At 73.7% G+C, this 17,572-nt stretch carries 14 protein-coding genes; 11 read left to right on the top strand and 3 right to left on the bottom strand.

What is annotated here, in order from left to right; genetic code table 11:
- Positions 1-79 precede the first annotated feature (79 nt).
- Positions 80-2,044: a hypothetical protein gene (locus tag ACGFIZ_RS05940; RefSeq protein ID WP_393416266.1), complete on the top strand. Its 1,965-nt coding sequence runs from the start codon at positions 80-82 to the stop codon at positions 2,042-2,044.
- A gap of 46 nt (positions 2,045-2,090) precedes the next feature.
- Here the strand turns inward: ACGFIZ_RS05940 and ACGFIZ_RS05935 are convergent, their stop codons facing one another.
- Together ACGFIZ_RS05935 and ACGFIZ_RS05930 are read right to left on the bottom strand one after the other, a co-directional pair.
- Positions 2,091-3,260: an NADH-quinone oxidoreductase subunit D gene (locus tag ACGFIZ_RS05935; RefSeq protein WP_393416264.1), complete on the bottom strand. Its 1,170-nt coding sequence runs from the start codon at positions 3,258-3,260 to the stop codon at positions 2,091-2,093.
- Entirely contained in the window at positions 3,257-4,423 is a 1,167-nt protein-coding gene (locus ACGFIZ_RS05930) for an SAM-dependent methyltransferase (protein WP_393416454.1), read from the bottom strand. The genes ACGFIZ_RS05935 and ACGFIZ_RS05930 overlap by 4 nt, the downstream gene beginning before the upstream one ends.
- A 148-nt stretch (positions 4,424-4,571) precedes the next feature.
- On the opposite strand from ACGFIZ_RS05930, the gene ACGFIZ_RS05925 reads away from it, so the two are divergent.
- The 7 genes from ACGFIZ_RS05925 (at position 4,572) to ACGFIZ_RS05895 (ending at position 11,470) form a co-directional block, all read left to right on the top strand.
- Entirely contained in the window at positions 4,572-5,552 is a 981-nt protein-coding gene (locus ACGFIZ_RS05925) for a Rossmann-like and DUF2520 domain-containing protein (RefSeq protein ID WP_393416262.1), read from the top strand.
- Between the two features lie 120 nt (positions 5,553-5,672).
- Positions 5,673-6,521, top strand: coding sequence for a pantoate--beta-alanine ligase (gene panC / locus ACGFIZ_RS05920; protein ID WP_393416260.1), 849 nt, complete (start codon positions 5,673-5,675; stop codon positions 6,519-6,521).
- A 26-nt stretch (positions 6,522-6,547) separates the two neighbouring features.
- Entirely contained in the window at positions 6,548-6,973 is a 426-nt protein-coding gene (gene panD, locus ACGFIZ_RS05915) for an aspartate 1-decarboxylase (RefSeq protein ID WP_393416258.1), read from the top strand.
- A gap of 119 nt (positions 6,974-7,092) precedes the next feature.
- Positions 7,093-7,998, top strand: coding sequence for a septum formation family protein (locus ACGFIZ_RS05910; RefSeq protein ID WP_393416256.1), 906 nt, complete (start codon positions 7,093-7,095; stop codon positions 7,996-7,998).
- Between the two features lie 80 nt (positions 7,999-8,078).
- Positions 8,079-9,770 (top strand): L-aspartate oxidase, encoded by a 1,692-nt coding sequence (locus ACGFIZ_RS05905; protein WP_393416254.1) that lies wholly within the window; start codon positions 8,079-8,081, stop codon positions 9,768-9,770.
- The gene (nadC, locus tag ACGFIZ_RS05900) at positions 9,770-10,684 is read left to right on the top strand and encodes a carboxylating nicotinate-nucleotide diphosphorylase (protein WP_393416252.1); all 915 of its coding nucleotides are present in this window, start codon (positions 9,770-9,772) and stop codon (positions 10,682-10,684) included. Before ACGFIZ_RS05905 ends, nadC begins: the two co-directional genes overlap by 1 nt.
- A 27-nt stretch (positions 10,685-10,711) precedes the next feature.
- Positions 10,712-11,470 carry a type III pantothenate kinase gene (locus tag ACGFIZ_RS05895; protein WP_393416250.1) on the top strand — a complete coding sequence of 253 codons (759 nt, stop codon included), beginning with the start codon at positions 10,712-10,714 and terminating at the stop codon, positions 11,468-11,470.
- A gap of 105 nt (positions 11,471-11,575) precedes the next feature.
- Here ACGFIZ_RS05895 and ACGFIZ_RS05890 read toward each other — a convergent pair whose 3' ends face one another.
- A complete protein-coding gene (locus ACGFIZ_RS05890) occupies positions 11,576-12,316 on the bottom strand; it encodes a class I SAM-dependent methyltransferase (RefSeq protein ID WP_393416248.1) in 741 nt (246 codons plus the stop codon).
- A 91-nt stretch (positions 12,317-12,407) separates the two neighbouring features.
- Here ACGFIZ_RS05890 and lysS point away from each other — a divergent pair, with 91 nt between their 5' ends.
- The 3 genes from lysS (at position 12,408) to ACGFIZ_RS05875 (ending at position 17,516) form a co-directional block, all read left to right on the top strand.
- A complete protein-coding gene (gene lysS / locus ACGFIZ_RS05885) occupies positions 12,408-13,916 on the top strand; it encodes a lysine--tRNA ligase (protein WP_393416246.1) in 1,509 nt (502 codons plus the stop codon).
- A gap of 115 nt (positions 13,917-14,031) precedes the next feature.
- Positions 14,032-14,382, top strand: coding sequence for an Lsr2 family protein (locus tag ACGFIZ_RS05880; protein ID WP_393416244.1), 351 nt, complete (start codon positions 14,032-14,034; stop codon positions 14,380-14,382).
- 602 nt (positions 14,383-14,984) lie between these two features.
- Positions 14,985-17,516: an ATP-dependent Clp protease ATP-binding subunit gene (locus ACGFIZ_RS05875; protein ID WP_347666779.1), complete on the top strand. Its 2,532-nt coding sequence runs from the start codon at positions 14,985-14,987 to the stop codon at positions 17,514-17,516.
- Positions 17,517-17,572 lie beyond the last annotated feature (56 nt).

Below are 17,572 nucleotides of genomic sequence, written 5' to 3'. Positions count from 1 at the left end.
CCACAATCGACGACCGCTGCGGATCAGGGCGTTCGCCCGCCGTTTCCAGCGGCCGCAACTCTCGGTAGGCTGCACAGCCATGCCCGCCTCCGCTCTCGACAGGCGTGACCCCCGGCTGCTGTCCGTGCTCTTCTGGACCGGTGTGGCGTTCGCCCCGGTCTCGGCGCTGATCCTGCTGGTCGCCGACGGCAACGGTCCGCTCCGGTTCGCCGCCGTGCTGGCCATCGTCGCCGTCGTGCTGATCGGCCTGTCCATCGCGCTGCGCGCAGGCGGCGGCGGTGCCGTCGACGCGGACGAACTGCTCGACGAGATCGAGCAGGTGCGCCGGGAGTTGCGCGGGGAGATCGTCGCCGCCGCCCAGCGCGGCAACCAGGCGCTCGACGCGTCCCAGCGAATCGAGGAGCAGGTCGTCGCGCTGCGCCGCCGGCTCGACGCCACGGCGGCCACGATCGCCGGCGAGTCCGCGGACCCGTCGGCGGAGCCGGCCGGCGCAGGCCGCGCCCGGGTGCCGTCCCCCGAGGGGTACGACGAGGCGGGCCGCTCCCGCGACGTCGACGACGTGCCCTCCGGCCGGGCCGGGACGGCCCGCGAGGACGACGAGCCCCCGGTCCGCCGCCCCCAGCCGGCCCCCCGGTACGGGCGGTCCGATTCCGCCCAGCCCGGGGTCTACGGCGCGGCCCGCCCGGCCGACCCGGACGCCCGTGCCGCCCAGCCGGTCGCCGGGCACGGCCCCCGGCCGGTGGTCCGGCGCACCGAGACCGTGCACGTCACCACCCGGCACACGGTGGTGGACGGGCCGGACCCGGAGGTGGGCCTCTACGGCGGCGGGTACGCCGGCCGCTGGTCGTCCGCGCCGGAGGAGCGGCCGTGGGGCGGCCCGACGACGCCGGAGCCGGACGAGGCCGGCTGGGCCGGCTACGCCGCCGATCCGCACGACCGGTCCCGCGCCGAGCCGTCCCCCGACCGCTGGCCCGAGCGTCCCGCCCGCCCCGAGCCCGCCTGGTCCGGCCGGCGCGAGGAGCACGGCCGCGAGGAACACGGCTGGGTGGCCGGCCGGCACGACCAGCCGGGCCGGCCCGATCAGCGCAACGAGGCCGACTGGCCCGGCCAGGCCGACTGGCCCGACCGCTCCGGCCAGCCCGACAGGCACGGACGGATCGACGAGCCGGGCTGGGCCGAGCAGCGGGACGAGCCCGCCGACGCCGGGCGCTCCGACCGCTCCTGGGGTGCGCCGGCCGAGCCGGCCTCCGCCGGCACCACCGGACGGGCCCGGCCGTACCCGGCGGAAGAGCCCGCTGGACGGGCCCGGCCGTACCCGGGCGGGGAGGCCGCCGGGCCCGGGCAGTGGTCGCAGGCGCGGGCCGGCGACCGCTGGGCCGAGGTGCGCGAGGACGAACGGGGCCGGGAGGTTCGGGCCGGCGAGCGCCGGGCCGCGGCGCACGCGGACGCCTCCGGGACGGCGTACCGGGTGGAGGACCGCTGGGCCTCCGTCCGGCAGGGCGATTCCTGGCAGGGCCCGGGCGAACCGTGGCCGGGCCGGGAGCAGGCCGGCCACTGGTCCGGCGAGGACCGGGCCGGTTCCTGGCCGGACACCGACCCGGCCCGCGGACGCCACAACGAGCCGGCTGCCGACCCGGCCCGCGGACGCCACAACGAGCCGGACGCCGACCCGGCCCGCGGACGCCACGACGAGCCGGCTGCCGACCCGGCCCGCGGACGCCACGACGAGCCGGGTGCGGGCCGGGACCGCGGACGCCACGACGAGGGCGGCCGTACGGGGTGGGGCGGCGAATCCTGGTCCGACCGGCCGGAGCTGCCCGAAGCCACCCCGCCGGCGCTGCCCGCAGGCGGCGTGCCGGTGCCCACCGAGTGGCGCCAGCCGGCCCAGCACGACGCCCGGTCGGGGGAGCGGTGGCGCGCGGCGGAGCCCGAGCGGGGCCGCCCGAGCCGCCACCAGCGCGCCGACGAGGAGCGGTACGGCTACCCGCCGCGCGACGAGGTGCCGCGCGCCGGGGGAGCCCGCTCGTCCGACCGCTGGCGCTGACCGGCGAGGCCGCCGCACGGCAGGCGGGCCGAGCGGGTCGCCCCGCCTACTTGTCGATGTCCCCGACCACGAAGAACATCGAGCCGAGGATGGCGATCAGGTCCGGCACCAGGCAGCCCGGGAGCAGGGTGGCCAGGGCCTGCACGTTCGCGTACGACGCGGTGCGCAGCTTGAGCCGCCACGGGGTCTTCTCGCCCCGCGACACCAGGTAGTAGCCGTTGACGCCGAGCGGGTTCTCCGTCCAGGCGTACGTGTGCCCCTCGGGGGCCTTCACCACCTTCGGCAGCCGGGTGTTCACCGGCCCGGTGAGCCGGTCCACCCGCTCCAGGCACCGCTCGGCGAGGTCCAGCGAGACGTACACCTGGTCGAGCAGCACCTCGAAGCGGGCGTGGCAGTCCCCGGCGGTGCGGGTCACCACGGGCACGTCGAGCTGGTCGTAGGCCAGGTACGGCTCGTCCCGGCGCAGGTCCATGTCGAGCCCGGAGGCCCGGGCGACCGGCCCGGACGCGCCGAACGCGGCGGCGTCGGCGGCGGACAGCACGCCCACCCCGACCGTACGGGCCAGGAAGATGTCGTTGCGCCGGATCAGGTTGTCCAGGTCCGGCATCCGGCGGCGTACCTCGCCGATGGCGGCGCGGGCGCGCCGCGTCCAGCCGGCCGGCACCTCCTCCTTGAGCCCGCCGATCCGGTTGTACATGTAGTGGACCCGCCCCCCGGAGGCCTCCTCCAGCACCGCCTGGATGGTCTCCCGCTCCCGGAACGCGTAGAACACCGGCGTGATCGCGCCGATCTCCAGCGGGTACGAGCCGAGGAACATCAGGTGGTTGAGCACCCGGTTCAGCTCGGCCAGCGCCATCCGCAGCCAGACCGCCCGCTCCGGCACCTCCATGCCCATCAGCCGCTCCACCGCGAGCACCACGCCCAGCTCGCTGGAGAACGCCGACAGCCAGTCGTGCCGGTTGGCGAGCACGATGATCTGCCGGTAGTCGCGCACCTCGAACAGCTTCTCCGCGCCCCGGTGCATGTACCCGACGACGGGTTCGGCGCTGACCACGCGCTCCCCGTCGAGCACCAGTCGCAGCCGCAGCACACCGTGCGTGGAGGGGTGCTGCGGGCCGATGTTGAGCACCATGTCGGTGCCGAGCTGCTCCCCACCGGCACCGGTGCCGACGGTCAGTTCGCGGAGGTCGCCGGCGTCCGTGGTCATGCCCGTCATCGTGCCATGAGCGCATCGGCGGCGACGCCGACCGGTTGCAGCAGCCACCGGTGCCCGCCGAGGCCGGCCGGGTCGGTCAGCTCGGCCACCGCCGACGCGGCGGCCAGCGCCCGCACGTAACCGGCCGGGTCGGCGGCGGCCAGGCTCAGCGGCGGCCGAGCGCCGTCCGCCCCGAGCGCCCGCAGCGCCTCCCGCTGGCTCACCAGGGTGTACGCGCACCCGGCGACCGCCGCCCCGGCCGCGGCGACGGCGTCGAACGCGACGTGCGCCGTCACGTCGCAGGACCCGTCGGGTACGGGCGGCACCTGCCGCCCGCCCCGGTACCCGGCCAGGCTGCCGCCGACCGGCCTGTCCTCCCGCAGATGCCCGTAGTCCACGGCCAGGGCAAGCCCGCGGTCGAGGTGTCCCACGGCCTCAGCCCACGCCTCGTCGCGGGTCCGCCCGATCTCGGCCCGTGTGCCGGTCGCCGTGGGCGTTTCCGGGCAGCCCGACCGGCTCCGGGCGGTCAGGCTTGATCCCTCCGCCGGCCGGGCTGCCCGGAAACCCGACCCGGTCACGGTGGGAGCGTCGGTGCCCGGCCACCAGGCCGCGAGCCAGCCGGCGTCAGCCGCGCTCACCCGGTCGCCCACCGCCTCCTCGCCGGTGGCGGGGTCGACCAGCACGTACCGCCAGCCGTCCTCGGCGGGCACGGCGACGTCGAGGGGCACGTTGTCCAGCCACTCCGTGGCCAGCAGCAGCCCGGTGATCCCCGCCGGGACCTCCGCGACCCAGCCGATGCCCGGCGGCAGGTCCACCGGCCTGGGGGCGACCTCGACGGCCGTGAGCCGCAGGCGGTGGGCGAGTGGCAGGGGTTCCGGGGAGCCCGCCCGCGGAGGGATCAAGCCTGACCGCCCGGAGCGGGTGGGCTCCCCGGAACCCCCCACCCCGGCGAGCGCGACCAGCGCCCGCAGCAGCTCACCCCGCCCCGCCCCGACGTCCACGACGTCCAGCCGCGCGGGGTGCCCGAGGGCGGAATCGAGGGCGGCGAGCACGCGCAGCAGACACGACGCGAACAAAGGGGAGGCGTGCACGCTCGTCCGGAAGTGGTCGGCGGGTCCGCCGGAGGAGACGAAGAACCCGCCCGGCCCGTAGAGGGCCCCGTCCATCGCGTCGCGCCAGCGCATCGGGCCGGCTTCGGATCCAGGGTGCGTCACGCAGCCGACGCTACGGGCTGCCGGCCGGTGAAGGTTTTCACACATCCTTGTTCGGGCTCCGTGGCCGCGGCGCATACTTGCCATCGACCGGTACCCCCTAGAGGACTGGATCGTCGCCATGAGCGCACCGCTGCGCCCGCGTCCGGCCGCCCCGTTCGGGGCCGCCGTACGGTCGGGCGGCGCCGGCACCGGCGCCCCGATCAACCTTCCCCGCGTGCTCACCGTCGGCGTCGTCGGCGCCGGCCGGGTCGGCGCCGTGCTGGGCGCCGCGCTCACCGCCGCCGGCCACCGGGTGGTCGCCGCCTCCGGCGGCTCCGGGGCCTCCGCGGCCCGCCTCGCCCTGCTGCTTCCCGGCGCCCGCAACCGCTCCGCCGCCGAGGTGGCCCGGGCGGCCGTCGACCTGCTGCTGATCGCCGTGCCCGACGACGCGCTCGCCGGGGTGGTGGCCGGCCTCGCCGAGGCCGGCGCGCTGCGGCCCGGCCGGGTCGTCGCGCACACCTCCGGCGCGCACGGGCTGGGCGTCCTCGCCCCGGCCGTCGCCGTCGGCGCCCGTCCGCTGGCCCTGCACCCGGCGATGACCTTCACCGGTACGCCGGACGACCTCGGCCGGCTCGCCGGCATCTCGTACGGGGTGACCGCCCCGGTGGAGCTGCGTCCGCTCGCCGCCCGGCTGGTCGCCGACCTCGGCGGGGTGCCCGAGTGGGTGGGCGAGACCGACCGCCCGCTGTACCACGCCGCGCTGGCGCACGGCGCGAACCACCTGGTCACCCTGGTGAACGAGGCGGCCGACCGGCTGCGCGACGCCGGGGTGACCCAGCCGGAGAAGGTGCTCGCCCCGTTGCTGCGGGCGGCGCTGGAGAACGCCCTGCGGCTCGGCGACGACGCGTTGACCGGCCCGGTCTCCCGGGGCGACGCGGGCACCGTACGCAGGCACCTGGAACGGCTGGCCGCGACCGCGCCGGAATCCGTGGCCCCCTACCTGGCGTTGGCCAGACGGACGGCCGACCGGGCCATCGCCGCGGGCCGGCTGCGGCCGGGCGACGCCGTGGCGCTGCTGGACGTGCTGGGTGGGACCTACCGAGAGGTGAGTAGAGCGTGAGCGCGAGGAGTGAGCCGGTTTCGCGAGCCCCGCAGTCGCGAACTGAGGTGAGTAGAGCGTGAGCGCGAGGAGTGAGCCGGTTTCGCGAGCCCCGCAGTCGCGAACTGAGGTGAGTAGAGCGTGACGGAGTTGGTGCGGACCCGTGAGGAGTTGGCGAAGGCGCGCGCCGGCATGACCGGCACGGTCGGCGTGGTGACGACCATGGGCGCCCTGCACGCCGGCCACGAGGCGCTGCTGCGCGCCGCCCGGGAGCAGGCCGACCACGTGCTGGTCACGATCTTCGTCAACCCGCTCCAGTTCGGCCCGAACGAGGACTTCGACCGGTACCCGCGCACCCTCGCCGACGACCTGGAGATCTGCCGGCGGGCCGGGGCGGACGTCGTCTTCGCGCCGGGCCGGGAGGAGATGTACCCGGACGGCGAGCCCCGGGTGCGGGTCGACCCGGGCCTGCTCGGCGAGGACCTGGAGGGGCAGAGCCGTCCCGGCTTCTTCCACGGTGTGCTGACCGTGGTCCTCAAGTTGTTCCAGCTCACCCGCCCCGACCTGGCCTTCTTCGGCGAGAAGGACTACCAGCAGTTGACCCTGGTGCGGCGGATGGCCCGGGACCTCGACGTGCCGGTGCGGGTGGTCGGCGTGCCGACGGTCCGGGAGCCGGACGGGCTGGCCCTGTCCAGCCGCAACCGCTACCTCTCGCCCGACGAGCGGGAGGCGGCGCTGAGCCTGTCGGCCGCGCTGCGGGCCGGCGGGGAGGCCGCCGACCGGGGGCTGGACGCCGGCGAGGTGCTGGCCGCCGCCCACCGGGCGTTCGGCGCGGGCGCGCCCGGCGCTGAACTCGACTATCTCGTGCTGACCGACCCCGACCTGGAGCCCGGCCCGGTCTCCGGTCCGGCCCGGCTGCTGGTCGCGGCCTGGGTCGGCGACACGCGGCTCATCGACAACGCGGCGATCCGGCTCGCCCCGCGTTCCTGACCTCCCCTTTTCCCGGAAGGCACCCCATGTACCGCACCATGCTCAAGTCCAAGATCCACCGGGCCACGGTGACCCAGGCAGACCTGCACTACGTCGGCTCGGTGACCATCGACCAGGACCTGCTCGACGCCGCCGACCTGCTCCCCGGCGAGCAGGTGGCGATCGTGGACATCACCAACGGGGCCCGGCTGGAGACGTACGTGATCCCCGGCGAGCGGGGCAGCGGTGTGATCGGCATCAACGGTGCCGCCGCCCACCTCGTGCACCCGGGCGACCTGGTCATCCTCATCTCGTACGGGCAGATGGACGACGCGGAGGCGCGGACGTACCGGCCCCGGGTGGTGCACGTCGACGCGGACAACCGGGTGGTCGAGCTGGGCGCCGACCCGGCCGCGGTCGCCCCCGGCACCGCGGGCGACCCGACCCCGAGCCCGCTCGCCGTCGTCGGCTGACCCGGCGGGGTCGACCGGCCGACCGCGGGCGGATTCTGCCTGCCTGCGCGGTCTGTCACCGGAAGGTCGTCTCTGGTTACCCTTGGATCGCCGTGTGAGCTGGTGGCTGGGGAGGCCCGATGCGCCGTGCGATGACCGCTTTGGCCGCGGCCCTGGTCGCGGCGGTGACGCTGGCCGGATGCGGCGCCGCCGCGGGGATCGACGGCGACCTGACCGACGACTGGGCTGCCCTCGCACCCGCCGGGCCGTTCGTCCCGGCCGCCGGGGTGTGCCAGGTCGCCGACTTCACCGAGGTGGTCGCCCTGGCGGCGTACCAGCCGGTGGACTGCGCCGCGGCACACCGGGTGGAGACCGTGCACGTGGGAATCTTCCGGGCCGGCAGGGGCGGGCCGCCTGCCGCCGACTCCGTGGAGCTGCGCTCCGCGTTCGCCGACTGCGACGCGCAGGCCGCCGGTTACCTCGGGGACGACTGGCGGGCCGGCCGGCTGCGGCTGGCCGTGGCGTTGCCGTCGCAGGTGGGGTGGGCGTCCGGCGCCCGTTGGTACCGCTGCGACCTGGTCGAGGTCGACACGGTCGAGGCGGGAGCGAAGGTGGTGACCCGCACCGGCAGCCTGCGGGACGCCCTGAAGTCCCCCACCTCCGCGCTGCGGCTGGGCTGCCAGCGGACCCGGTCCGCCGCCGTTCGGGGGGCGCAGGCGCAGGCGCTGGTGCCGGTGGCGTGCGGGACCCGGCACGACGCCGAGTTCGTCGGGGTGTGGAAGGCGCCGGACAAGCCGTACCCGGCCCGGGACGCCGACTGGATTCCGCTCTACGCCGGCTGCCGTTCGGTCCTCGCCCGCTACGTCGGCGTGCCGGACGACGACGACCTGCGCTTCCGCAGCGGCGTGGTGGTCCGCCCGCCGGGGGCCGGCCGCTGGCGGGTCGGCGACCGGGGCGTCCGCTGCTACCTGTGGCTCAGCGACCGTACGGTCACCGCCTCGCTCCGGGGCGCCGGTCCGGCGGGGCTCCCCGTCCGGACGAAGTGACCCTGGTCGCGTCCCGTAGCCCAAACCACTCGTCCCGCCCCCGCTGCGCGGAGCGAGAATGCTTCGGGTTGACTGTGCTCATGGACGTTCCGACAGTTGACCTGCCCGCCCTGCCGTCGCTGCTGGCCGCGCCCGCGCCCGGCTGGGTGGAGACGACGGACGTGGTCGTGGTCGGCTCCGGGGTGGCCGGGTTGACTGCCGCGCTGCATTTGCGCGAGACCGGCCTGCACGTCACCGTGGTCACCAAGGTCAACATCGACGACGGCTCGACCCGCTGGGCGCAGGGCGGCATCGCCGCGGTGCTCGACTCGGCCGACACGCCTGCCGCGCACGCGTACGACACGGAGGTGGCCGGCGTCGGCCTGTGCGACCCGGCGGCGGTCCGGGTGCTGGTGGAGGAGGGCCCGGCCCGGCTGCGCGAGCTGATGCGGATCGGCGCGGAGTTCGACCGCAACCCGGACCGTTCGCTCATGCTCACCCGGGAGGGCGGGCACCGGGCGGACCGCATCGTGCACGCGGGCGGCGACGCCACCGGCGCGGAGGTACAGCGGGCCCTGCACGCGGCCGTCTGCCGCGACCCGTGGATCCGCCTGGTCGAGCACGCCCTCGTGCTGGACCTGCTGCGCGCCCCCGGCGACGGGCCGGGCGGGCTCGGCCCGGCCTGCGGGATCACCCTGCACGTGCTCGGCGAGGGCAGCGAGGACGGGGTCGGCGCGATCCTCGCCCGCGCCGTGGTGCTCGCCACCGGCGGGATGGGCCAGATCTTCTCCGCCACCACCAACCCGGCGGTCTCCACCGGCGACGGGGTGGCCCTGGCCATGCGGGCCGGCGCGGACGTCACCGACGTGGAGTTCGTCCAGTTCCACCCGACCGCCCTGATCACCCCGCCGGGCGCGGGCGTGCCCGGGGCCGGCCGGGCACAGCAGCCGCTGGTCTCCGAGGCGTTGCGCGGCGAGGGGGCGTACCTGGTCGACGGGGACGGCAAGCGGTTCATGCTCGGCCAGCACGAGCTGGCCGAGCTGGCCCCCCGGGACGTGGTGGCCAAGGGCATCCACCGGGTGCTGCTGGCGACCGGCGCGGACCACGTGTACCTCGACGCCCGGCACCTCGGCGGGGACTACCTGGCCGGGCGCTTCCCGACCATCGTCGCCTCCTGCCTCGCCATCGGCGTGGACCCGGCCGTCGACCTGATCCCGGTGGCCCCGGCCGCCCACTACGCCTCCGGCGGAGTGCGTACGGACCTGCGCGGACGCACCTCCATCCCCGGCCTGTACGCGTGCGGCGAGGTGGCCTGCACCGGCGTCCACGGCGCGAACCGGCTGGCCAGCAACTCGCTGCTGGAGGGGCTGGTCTTCTCCCGCCGGATCGCCGAGGACGTGGCCACCGGGCTGCCCGAGCAGGCCCGCCCCGCGGCGACCGGCGCCTGGGTCGGCGGGGCGGGCTGGGTCGTGCCGGCCGGGGGCACGCCCACCATGCAACGGGCGATGACCCGGGGCGCCGGGGTGCTCCGCTCGGCGGACACGCTCGCCGCCACCGCGCGGACCCTCGGCGAACTGGGCGAGGGCCGGGGCACCCCGCGTACCGCGGACTGGGAGGCGACGAACCTGGTCACCGTGGCGTCGGCGCTGGTCGCCGCCGCGTACACCCGCCGGGAGACCCGGGGCTGTCACTGGCGGGAGGACTTCCCGACGGCAGACGAGCGGTGGCTGGGTCATACCGTGGGCGCGATCGGGGCGCAGGGCAGGCTGACGTCCCGCTGGGAGGAGTCGTGATGAGGCAGTCGACGGAGCAGTCGTTGCGGGCCGGGGGGCTCGACCCGGTGCAGGTGCGGCAGGTGATCGTCACGGCGCTCGCGGAGGACCTGGGCCCGGACTTCCTCGACGTCACCAGCGTGGCCACCATCCCGGCCAGCCAGGCCGACACCGCGGACCTGGTCGCCCGCGCCGACGGGGTGGTGGCCGGGCTGGCCGTCGCCGCGGCGGTGTTCGAGCTGGTCGGCGAGATGACCGGGTTTCCGGCCGACGCGGCGACCGGTCCGGCGGTCGAGGTGTCGCTGGTGGCCCACGACGGCCAGCGGGTGGCCCGCGGCGACGTGCTGGCCACGGTCACCGGGCCGACCCGGCTGCTGCTCACCGCCGAGCGGACGGCGCTGAACCTGCTGTGCCGGATGTCGGGGGTGGCCACCCACACCCGGGCCTGGGCGGACGCGCTGGCCGGCACGAAGGCGATGGTGCTGGACACCCGCAAGACCACCCCGGGGCTGCGGGCCCTGGAGAAGTACGCGGTCCGGGCCGGCGGCGGCACGAACAAGCGGATGGGCCTGCACGACGTCGCCATGATCAAGGACAACCACAAGTTCGCGGCCGGGGGCGTCGCGGCGGCGTACCGCCGGGTCCGGGAGGCGTTCCCCGACGTGCCGGTGCAGGTGGAGGTGGACACGCTGGCCGAGGCGCTGGAGGCGGTCGAGGCCGGCGCGGACTTCCTGCTGCTGGACAACATGTCCCCGGCCACGCTGGAGTCGGTGGTCGCCGCGGTGGGGGACCGGGCCGAGCTGGAGGCGACCGGCGGGCTGACCCTGGACGTGGCGGCGGCGTACGCGGCGACCGGGGTGGACTACCTGTCGGTGGGGGCGCTGACCCACTCCTCGCCGATCCTGGACATCGCGTTGGACCTGCGCACGGAGTAGGGGTTGCGCGGCGTCTAGGCTGCGTGCGTGCTGCTCTGCATCGACATCGGAAACACCAACACCGTGCTGGCGACCTTCGACGGCGACAAGCTGGTGCACTCCTGGCGGATCAAGACCGACGCCCGCTCCACTGCGGACGAGCTGGGTCTGATGTTCCGGGGGCTGCTCGCCGGTGACGCCGTGGAGATCACCGGGGTGGCCGCCTGCTCGACGGTGCCGGCCGCGCTGCGCTCGCTGCGTACGATGCTGGCCCGGTACTACGCCGACCTGCCGAGCGTGATCGTCGAGCCGGGGGTGCGGACGGGCGTGCAGCTCGCGATCGACAACCCGAAGGAGGTCGGGGCGGACCGGGTGGTGAACACCCTGGCGGCCTACACCCTCTTCGGCGGCCCGTCGATCGTCGTCGACTTCGGCACGACCACGAACTTCGACGTGATCAGCGGCCGGGGCGAGTTCCTGGGCGGGGCGTTCGCCCCGGGCATCGAGATCTCCTTCGACGCCCTCGCGGCCCGCGCCGCCCAGCTGCGGAAGGTGGAGGCGGCCAAGCCGCGCTCGGTGATCGGCAAGAACACCGTCGAGTGCCTCCAGTCCGGCCTGTACTTCGGCTTCGCGGGGCAGGTCGACCGGATCGTCGAGCGGATGACCGAGGAGCTGGGCGAGGTGAAGGCGGTGATCGCGACCGGCGGGCTGGCCTCGCTGGTCATCGGCGAGTGCCGCTCGATCACCCACCACGAGCCGATGATCACGCTGATCGGGCTGCGGATGGTCTACGAGCGCAACGTCTGATGCTTCGCTCCGGTGCCTCGCGTGGGGTTTCCGGGCAGCCCGGCCGGCTCCGACGGTCAGGCTTGATCCCTGCGCCGGCCGGGCTGCCCGGAAACCGTTCGCGGTTCAGCGCCGTCGGGATCTGATCACGAAGGTGCGGTAGGGGAGTTCGACCGTGTCCCGTCCGGCCAGGTCCGGGTGGGTGGCGAAGAGGCCCTGGAGGCCGCGGTCGATCTGCTCCTGCTCGTTGGCCGACGCGGTCAGCCAGTACGAGCGGGTGCGCAGCATGCCGATCACCTCGTCGGGGGTGAGCACGGTCGCGTGGCCGAACTCGCCCAGTTCCGTCGCCTCGAAGGCCGGGCCGAAGTCGCCGTACTTCTCGGTCACGTCGCCCGCGTGGTCGCCGAGGTGGGCGATGCGGCTCAGCTCGGCCACCCAGCCGACCCGCTCGTCCCGGGTGTTCCAGATCGGGGCGAACGTCCCGCCGGGGCGCAGCAGCCGCGCGATCTCGGGGTGCGCCCGTTCCCTGTCGAACCAGTGGTAGGCCTGGCCCACCAGCACCGCGTCCGCGGCGCCGTCCGGCAGCGGCACGGACTCGGCGCTGCCCGCGAGCGCGGTCACGCCGGGGGTTGCGGCGGCGAGCTGGGCCCGCATCCCGGGGTCGGGCTCCACCGGTACCACCTCGTGCCCGGCGGCGAGCACGGCGCGGGTGAGGATGCCCGTGCCCGCGCCGAGGTCGACCACGCGGGCGGGCGCGCCCAGCCCGTCGAGCGCCCAGCTCACCGCGGCCTCCGGGTACCGCGGGCGGAACCGGTCGTATTCGACCGCCGCCGCGCCGAACGAGAGCGCCTGAGTGGGGTGCGTCATGGGGGGCAGGTTATCCCGTAACGACCCGCGGGCGGCTTGAGTACGCTCGGGGGCTGACCCCGCCGAGAATCCTTAGCTGAGGAAGCGTGCCGTGACCGAGCAGAACGCCGTGCCAGTCGACCCCGCCGACGACCTTCCCGAGCAGATGAAGGTCCGCCGGGAGAAGCGGGACCGGATGCTCGCCGAGGGCGTCGAGCCGTACCCCGTGGGATATCCCCGGACCAGCACTCTGGCGCAGATCCGCGAGAAGTACGCGGAGCTGCCCACGGACACGGCCACGGGCGACCGGGCCGCCACCACCGGCCGGGTGATCTTCGTACGGAACACCGGCAAGCTGTGCTTCGCGACGCTGCGGGACGGCGACGGCACGGAGCTGCAGGCGATGCTCTCGCTGGACCGGGTGGGTGCGGAGCGCCTGGAGGACTGGAAGCGCCTGGTCGACCTGGGCGACCACGTCGGGGTGACCGGCGAGGTGATCACCAGCCGCCGGGGGGAGCTGTCGGTGCTGGTCGAGGAGTGGGCGGTGACGGCCAAGGCGCTGCGCCCGCTGCCCGTGGCGCACAAGCCGCTCAGCGAGGAGGCCCGGGTCCGCCAGCGGTACGTCGACCTCGTCGTCCGGCCCCAGGCGCGGCAGATGGTACGCACCCGGGCGACGGCCGTGCGCTCCCTGCGCGAGACCATGCACGGCGAGGGCTTCATCGAGGTGGAAACCCCGATGCTCCAGTTGCTCCACGGCGGTGCCGCCGCCCGGCCATTCGTGACCCACAGCAATGCGCTGGACACCGATCTGTATCTGCGAATCGCGCCGGAACTGTTTCTCAAGCGCGCCGTCGTCGGCGGCGTCGACCGGGTCTTCGAGATCAACCGCAACTTCCGTAATGAGGGCATCGACTCCTCGCACTCGCCCGAGTTCGCGATGCTCGAGGCGTACCAGGCGTACGCGGACTACGACACCATGGCGGTGCTCACCCGTAATCTCGTGCAGCAGGCCGCGATCGCCGTCGCCGGGTCGACCGTGGTGACGCACGCGGATGGCCGGGAGCTCGATCTGGGCGGCCAGTGGCGGTCGGTCACGCTCTTCGGTGTGCTTTCCGAGGCGCTCGGCGAAGAGGTCACCGTCCGCACGGAGCACGCCCGCCTGGTCGAGTACGCCGACAAGGTCGGGCTGTCCGTGGACCCCAAGTGGGGGCCGGGCAAGCTGGCCGAGGAGCTGTTCGAGGAACTGGTCGTGCCGGGGCTGCGGGAGCCCACGTTCGTCCGGGACTACCCGGAGGAGACCAGCCCGCTGACCCGCGGCCACCGCAGCGAGCCGGGCCTGGCCGAGAAGTGGGACCTCTACGTGCTCGGATTCGAGCTGGGCACCGCGTACTCGGAGCTGGTCGACCCGGTGGTGCAGCGCGAGCGGCTGGTCGCCCAGGCGCAGCTGGCCGCCCGCGGCGACGACGAGGCCATGCGGCTGGACGAGGACTTTCTCCGGGCCATCGAGTACGGAATGCCGCCGTCGGGGGGCATGGGAATGGGAATCGACCGGCTCTTGATGGCCCTCACGGGCCTCGGAATTCGGGAAACCATCCTCTTCCCCTTGGTCCGCCCCGAGTAGGCGGGGGCGCCTTGGGGGTGGCGGATACCGCGTCCTATTGACGTGACAAGCGTCGGGCGGGTTATTGTGCTCTCAGATTGTTGCAGGTACACCCTGCTCGAAAGGAATGTGGGACGTGGCCAAGCAGATCATTCACAAGCTGGTCGATGACCTGGACGGCGGGGACGCTGACGAGACCGTCAAGTTCGCGCTCGACGGTGTTCAGTACGAGATCGACCTCTCGAGTGTGAACGCCGAGAAATTGCGCGAGGTTTTCGCGCCGTACGTCGGCGCCGGCACCAAGGTGGGCCGGGGCGGCGTGGTGGTGGGCGGCCGGGCCGCACGCGGTCGGGGCGGCGCCACCGCCGACCGTGAGCAGAACAAGGCGATCCGTGAGTGGGCCAAGAAGGAGGGTCGGGAGATCTCCGACCGCGGCCGGATTCCCCAGGAGATCGTCGACGAGTACCACTCGAAGGCCGGTCGCTGACCGACGACCGTCGTTCCGGGCCTCCGCCCGCCTCCTGAGGGGCGCGTAGGGGGATCCGGGGGACAGACCCGACACGGGCGACACGGACGCCGGCCCGGAGCATGCCTCCGGGCCGGCGTCGCCGTCTTTCGGGCGCGGTGCCGCCCGGTCGGCGAGGACGCCTCCGGACCGTGCCGCCCGGGTCGGCGTGGACGCCTCGGGACGCCCGCCGGTACGGGCCGGCTGCGCCGGGAAGAATCGGTCCGTCCCCGGCGTTGTCCACAGCCGGTGGAGATTCTGTCCACAGCCTGTGGATTGCCGTCCACCCGTCCGGTGAGCGCCGGGCGGCGGCGGGAGGAGTTCCCAGGCCCCCGGGTGCGTCGGCTCGCCGGCGATCCGAATTTCGCTCTGCGCGTACAGCAAGAGGTACCGGAACACCGCCTGAGCGCGGACGGTTGTCATAAACGGCGCGTACCGGCATCCCGCCGAGGACACACGACCTCAGCGGAGTCGGTCCGCGACGTTAGAGTAAGGAGGCACGGACGCCCATCCCGGACGTCCGCGCACCGGCCCCGCCGAGATCTGACCCATCAAGGCGCACGGCACGTGAGGAGCACGAGGGCATGTTCGAGCGGTTCACCGACCGAGCGCGACGGGTTGTCGTCCTGGCCCAGGAAGAGGCCCGGATGCTCAACCACAACTACATCGGTACGGAGCACATCCTGCTGGGCCTCATCCACGAGGGTGAGGGCGTGGCGGCCAAGGCCCTGGAGAGCCTCGGCATCTCGCTGGAGGGTGTGCGTCAGCAGGTCGAGGAGATCATCGGCCAGGGCCAGCAGGCGCCGAGCGGGCACATCCCGTTCACACCGCGGGCGAAGAAGGTGCTGGAGCTGTCGCTGCGCGAGGCGCTGCAGCTGGGGCACAACTACATCGGCACCGAGCACATCCTGCTCGGCCTGATCCGCGAGGGCGAGGGCGTCGCCGCCCAGGTCCTCGTCAAGCTCGGCGCCGACCTCAACCGGGTGCGGCAGCAGGTGATCCAGCTGCTCTCCGGCTACCAGGGCAAGGAGCCGGCGGCGGCGGGTGCCGCGGCGGGTGAGGCCGCCCCGTCCACCAGCCTCGTGCTGGACCAGTTCGGTCGGAACCTGACCCAGGCTGCCCGCGAGGGCAAGCTCGACCCGGTGATCGGGCGGGAGAAGGAGATCGAGCGGGTCATGCAGGTGCTGTCCCGCCGCACCAAGAACAACCCGGTGCTGATCGGCGAGCCCGGCGTCGGCAAGACCGCCGTGGTGGAGGGCCTGTCCCAGAAGATCATCAAGGGCGAGGTGCCCGAGACGCTGAAGGACAAGCAGCTCTACACCCTCGACCTCGGTGCGCTGGTCGCCGGTTCCCGCTACCGCGGTGACTTCGAGGAGCGCCTGAAGAAGGTCCTCAAGGAGATCCGCACCCGCGGCGACATCATCCTGTTCATCGACGAGATCCACACCCTGGTGGGTGCGGGTGCCGCCGAGGGCGCGATCGACGCCGCCAGCATCCTGAAGCCGATGCTGGCCCGTGGCGAGCTGCAGACCATCGGCGCCACGACCCTCGACGAGTACCGCAAGCACCTGGAGAAGGACGCCGCGCTGGAGCGGCGGTTCCAGCCGATCCAGGTGGGTGAGCCGTCGCTGGCCCACACCATCGAGATCCTCAAGGGGCTGCGGGACCGGTACGAGGCGCACCACCGCGTGTCGATCACCGACGCCGCCCTGGTGGCCGCCGCCACGCTGGCCGACCGGTACATCTCCGACCGCTTCCTGCCCGACAAGGCAATCGACCTGATCGACGAGGCCGGTGCGCGGATGCGGATCCGCCGGATGACCGCGCCGCCGGACCTGCGGGACTTCGACGAGCGGATCGCGCAGGTGCGCCGCGACAAGGAGTCCGCGATCGACGCGCAGGACTTCGAGCGGGCCGCGCAGCTGCGGGACAAGGAGAAGCAGCTGCTGGGCCAGAAGGCGCAGCGGGAGAAGGAGTGGAAGGCCGGCGACCTGGACGTCGTGTCCGAGGTCGACGACGAGCAGATCGCCGAGGTCCTGGGCAACTGGACCGGCATCCCGGTGTACAAGCTGACCGAGGAGGAGACCTCCCGGCTGCTGCGGATGGAAGACGAGCTGCACAAGCGCGTCATCGGCCAGGAGGACGCGGTCAAGGCCGTGTCGAAGGCGATCCGTCGTACCCGCGCCGGCCTGAAGGACCCGAAGCGTCCGTCGGGGTCGTTCATCTTCGCCGGCCCGTCGGGTGTGGGTAAGACCGAGCTGTCCAAGGCGCTCGCCGAGTTCCTGTTCGGCTCGGAGGACGCCCTCATCCAGCTGGACATGTCGGAGTTCCACGACCGGTACACGGTGTCCCGCCTGGTGGGTGCGCCTCCCGGGTACGTGGGTTACGACGAGGGCGGGCAGCTGACGGAGAAGGTGCGTCGTCGGCCGTTCAGTGTGGTGCTGTTCGACGAGATCGAGAAGGCCCACCCGGACGTGTTCAACACGCTCCTGCAGATCCTGGAGGACGGTCGGCTCACCGACGGTCAGGGTCGGATCGTGGACTTCAAGAACACGGTCATCATCCTGACCACGAACCTGGGCACCCGTGACGTGGCCAAGGCCGTGAGCCTCGGGTTCCAGGCGTCGGAGGACCAGGAGTCGAACTACGACCGGATGAAGCAGAAGGTCAACGACGAGCTCAAGCAGCACTTCCGGCCGGAGTTCCTGAACCGTATCGATGACACGATCGTGTTCCACCAGCTGCGTCAGACCGAGATCCTGTCGATCGTCGACATCATGATCGCCCGGATCGAGACCCAGCTGCGGAACAAGGACATGGGCCTGGAGCTGACCGACAACGCGAAGAAGTACCTCGCCACGAAGGGCTTCGACCCCGTTCTCGGTGCGCGGCCCCTGCGCCGCACGATCCAGCGTGACATCGAGGACAACCTGTCCGAGCGGATCCTGTTCAACGAACTGATCCCCGGCCAGATCGTCGTCGTCGACTGCGAGGGCGACCCCAACAACATCGACAAGTCCAAGCTCGTGTTCCGCGGAGCCGACAAGCCGGTCGAGGTGCCGGACGCCGTCCCCGCCGACCTCGGTGGCGCCGCCACCGCGGGCGCAGACGAGTAAGGCACATCTGACAGGGCGACGGCCCCGGTCGGCGAAAGCCACCCGGGGCCGTCGCC

Source organism: Micromonospora sp. NPDC048830 (assembly GCF_043198215.1).
Classification (GTDB): Bacteria; Actinomycetota; Actinomycetes; order Mycobacteriales; family Micromonosporaceae; genus Micromonospora.
The sequence above is the reverse complement of the archived record's forward strand: the minus strand, read 5'-3'. Positions and strand labels throughout refer to the sequence as shown.

Excerpts from the sequence above, each read along its gene's own strand:
- ACGFIZ_RS05930 (WP_393416454.1), bottom strand. The coding sequence starts at position 4,423 with ATGCGCTGGCGCGACGCGATGGACGGGGCCCTCTACGGGCCGGGCGGG.
- ACGFIZ_RS05890 (WP_393416248.1), bottom strand. The coding sequence starts at position 12,316 with ATGACGCACCCCACTCAGGCGCTCTCGTTCGGCGCGGCGGCGGTCGAA.
- ACGFIZ_RS05910 (WP_393416256.1), top strand. The coding sequence starts at position 7,093 with ATGCGCCGTGCGATGACCGCTTTGGCCGCGGCCCTGGTCGCGGCGGTG.
- ACGFIZ_RS05875 (WP_347666779.1), top strand. The coding sequence starts at position 14,985 with ATGTTCGAGCGGTTCACCGACCGAGCGCGACGGGTTGTCGTCCTGGCC.
- nadC (WP_393416252.1), top strand. The coding sequence starts at position 9,770 with ATGAGGCAGTCGACGGAGCAGTCGTTGCGGGCCGGGGGGCTCGACCCG.
- ACGFIZ_RS05940 (WP_393416266.1), top strand. The coding sequence starts at position 80 with ATGCCCGCCTCCGCTCTCGACAGGCGTGACCCCCGGCTGCTGTCCGTG.
- ACGFIZ_RS05935 (WP_393416264.1), bottom strand. The coding sequence starts at position 3,260 with ATGACGGGCATGACCACGGACGCCGGCGACCTCCGCGAACTGACCGTC.
- ACGFIZ_RS05905 (WP_393416254.1), top strand. The coding sequence starts at position 8,079 with ATGGACGTTCCGACAGTTGACCTGCCCGCCCTGCCGTCGCTGCTGGCC.
- ACGFIZ_RS05925 (WP_393416262.1), top strand. The coding sequence starts at position 4,572 with ATGAGCGCACCGCTGCGCCCGCGTCCGGCCGCCCCGTTCGGGGCCGCC.
- panD (WP_393416258.1), top strand. The coding sequence starts at position 6,548 with ATGTACCGCACCATGCTCAAGTCCAAGATCCACCGGGCCACGGTGACC.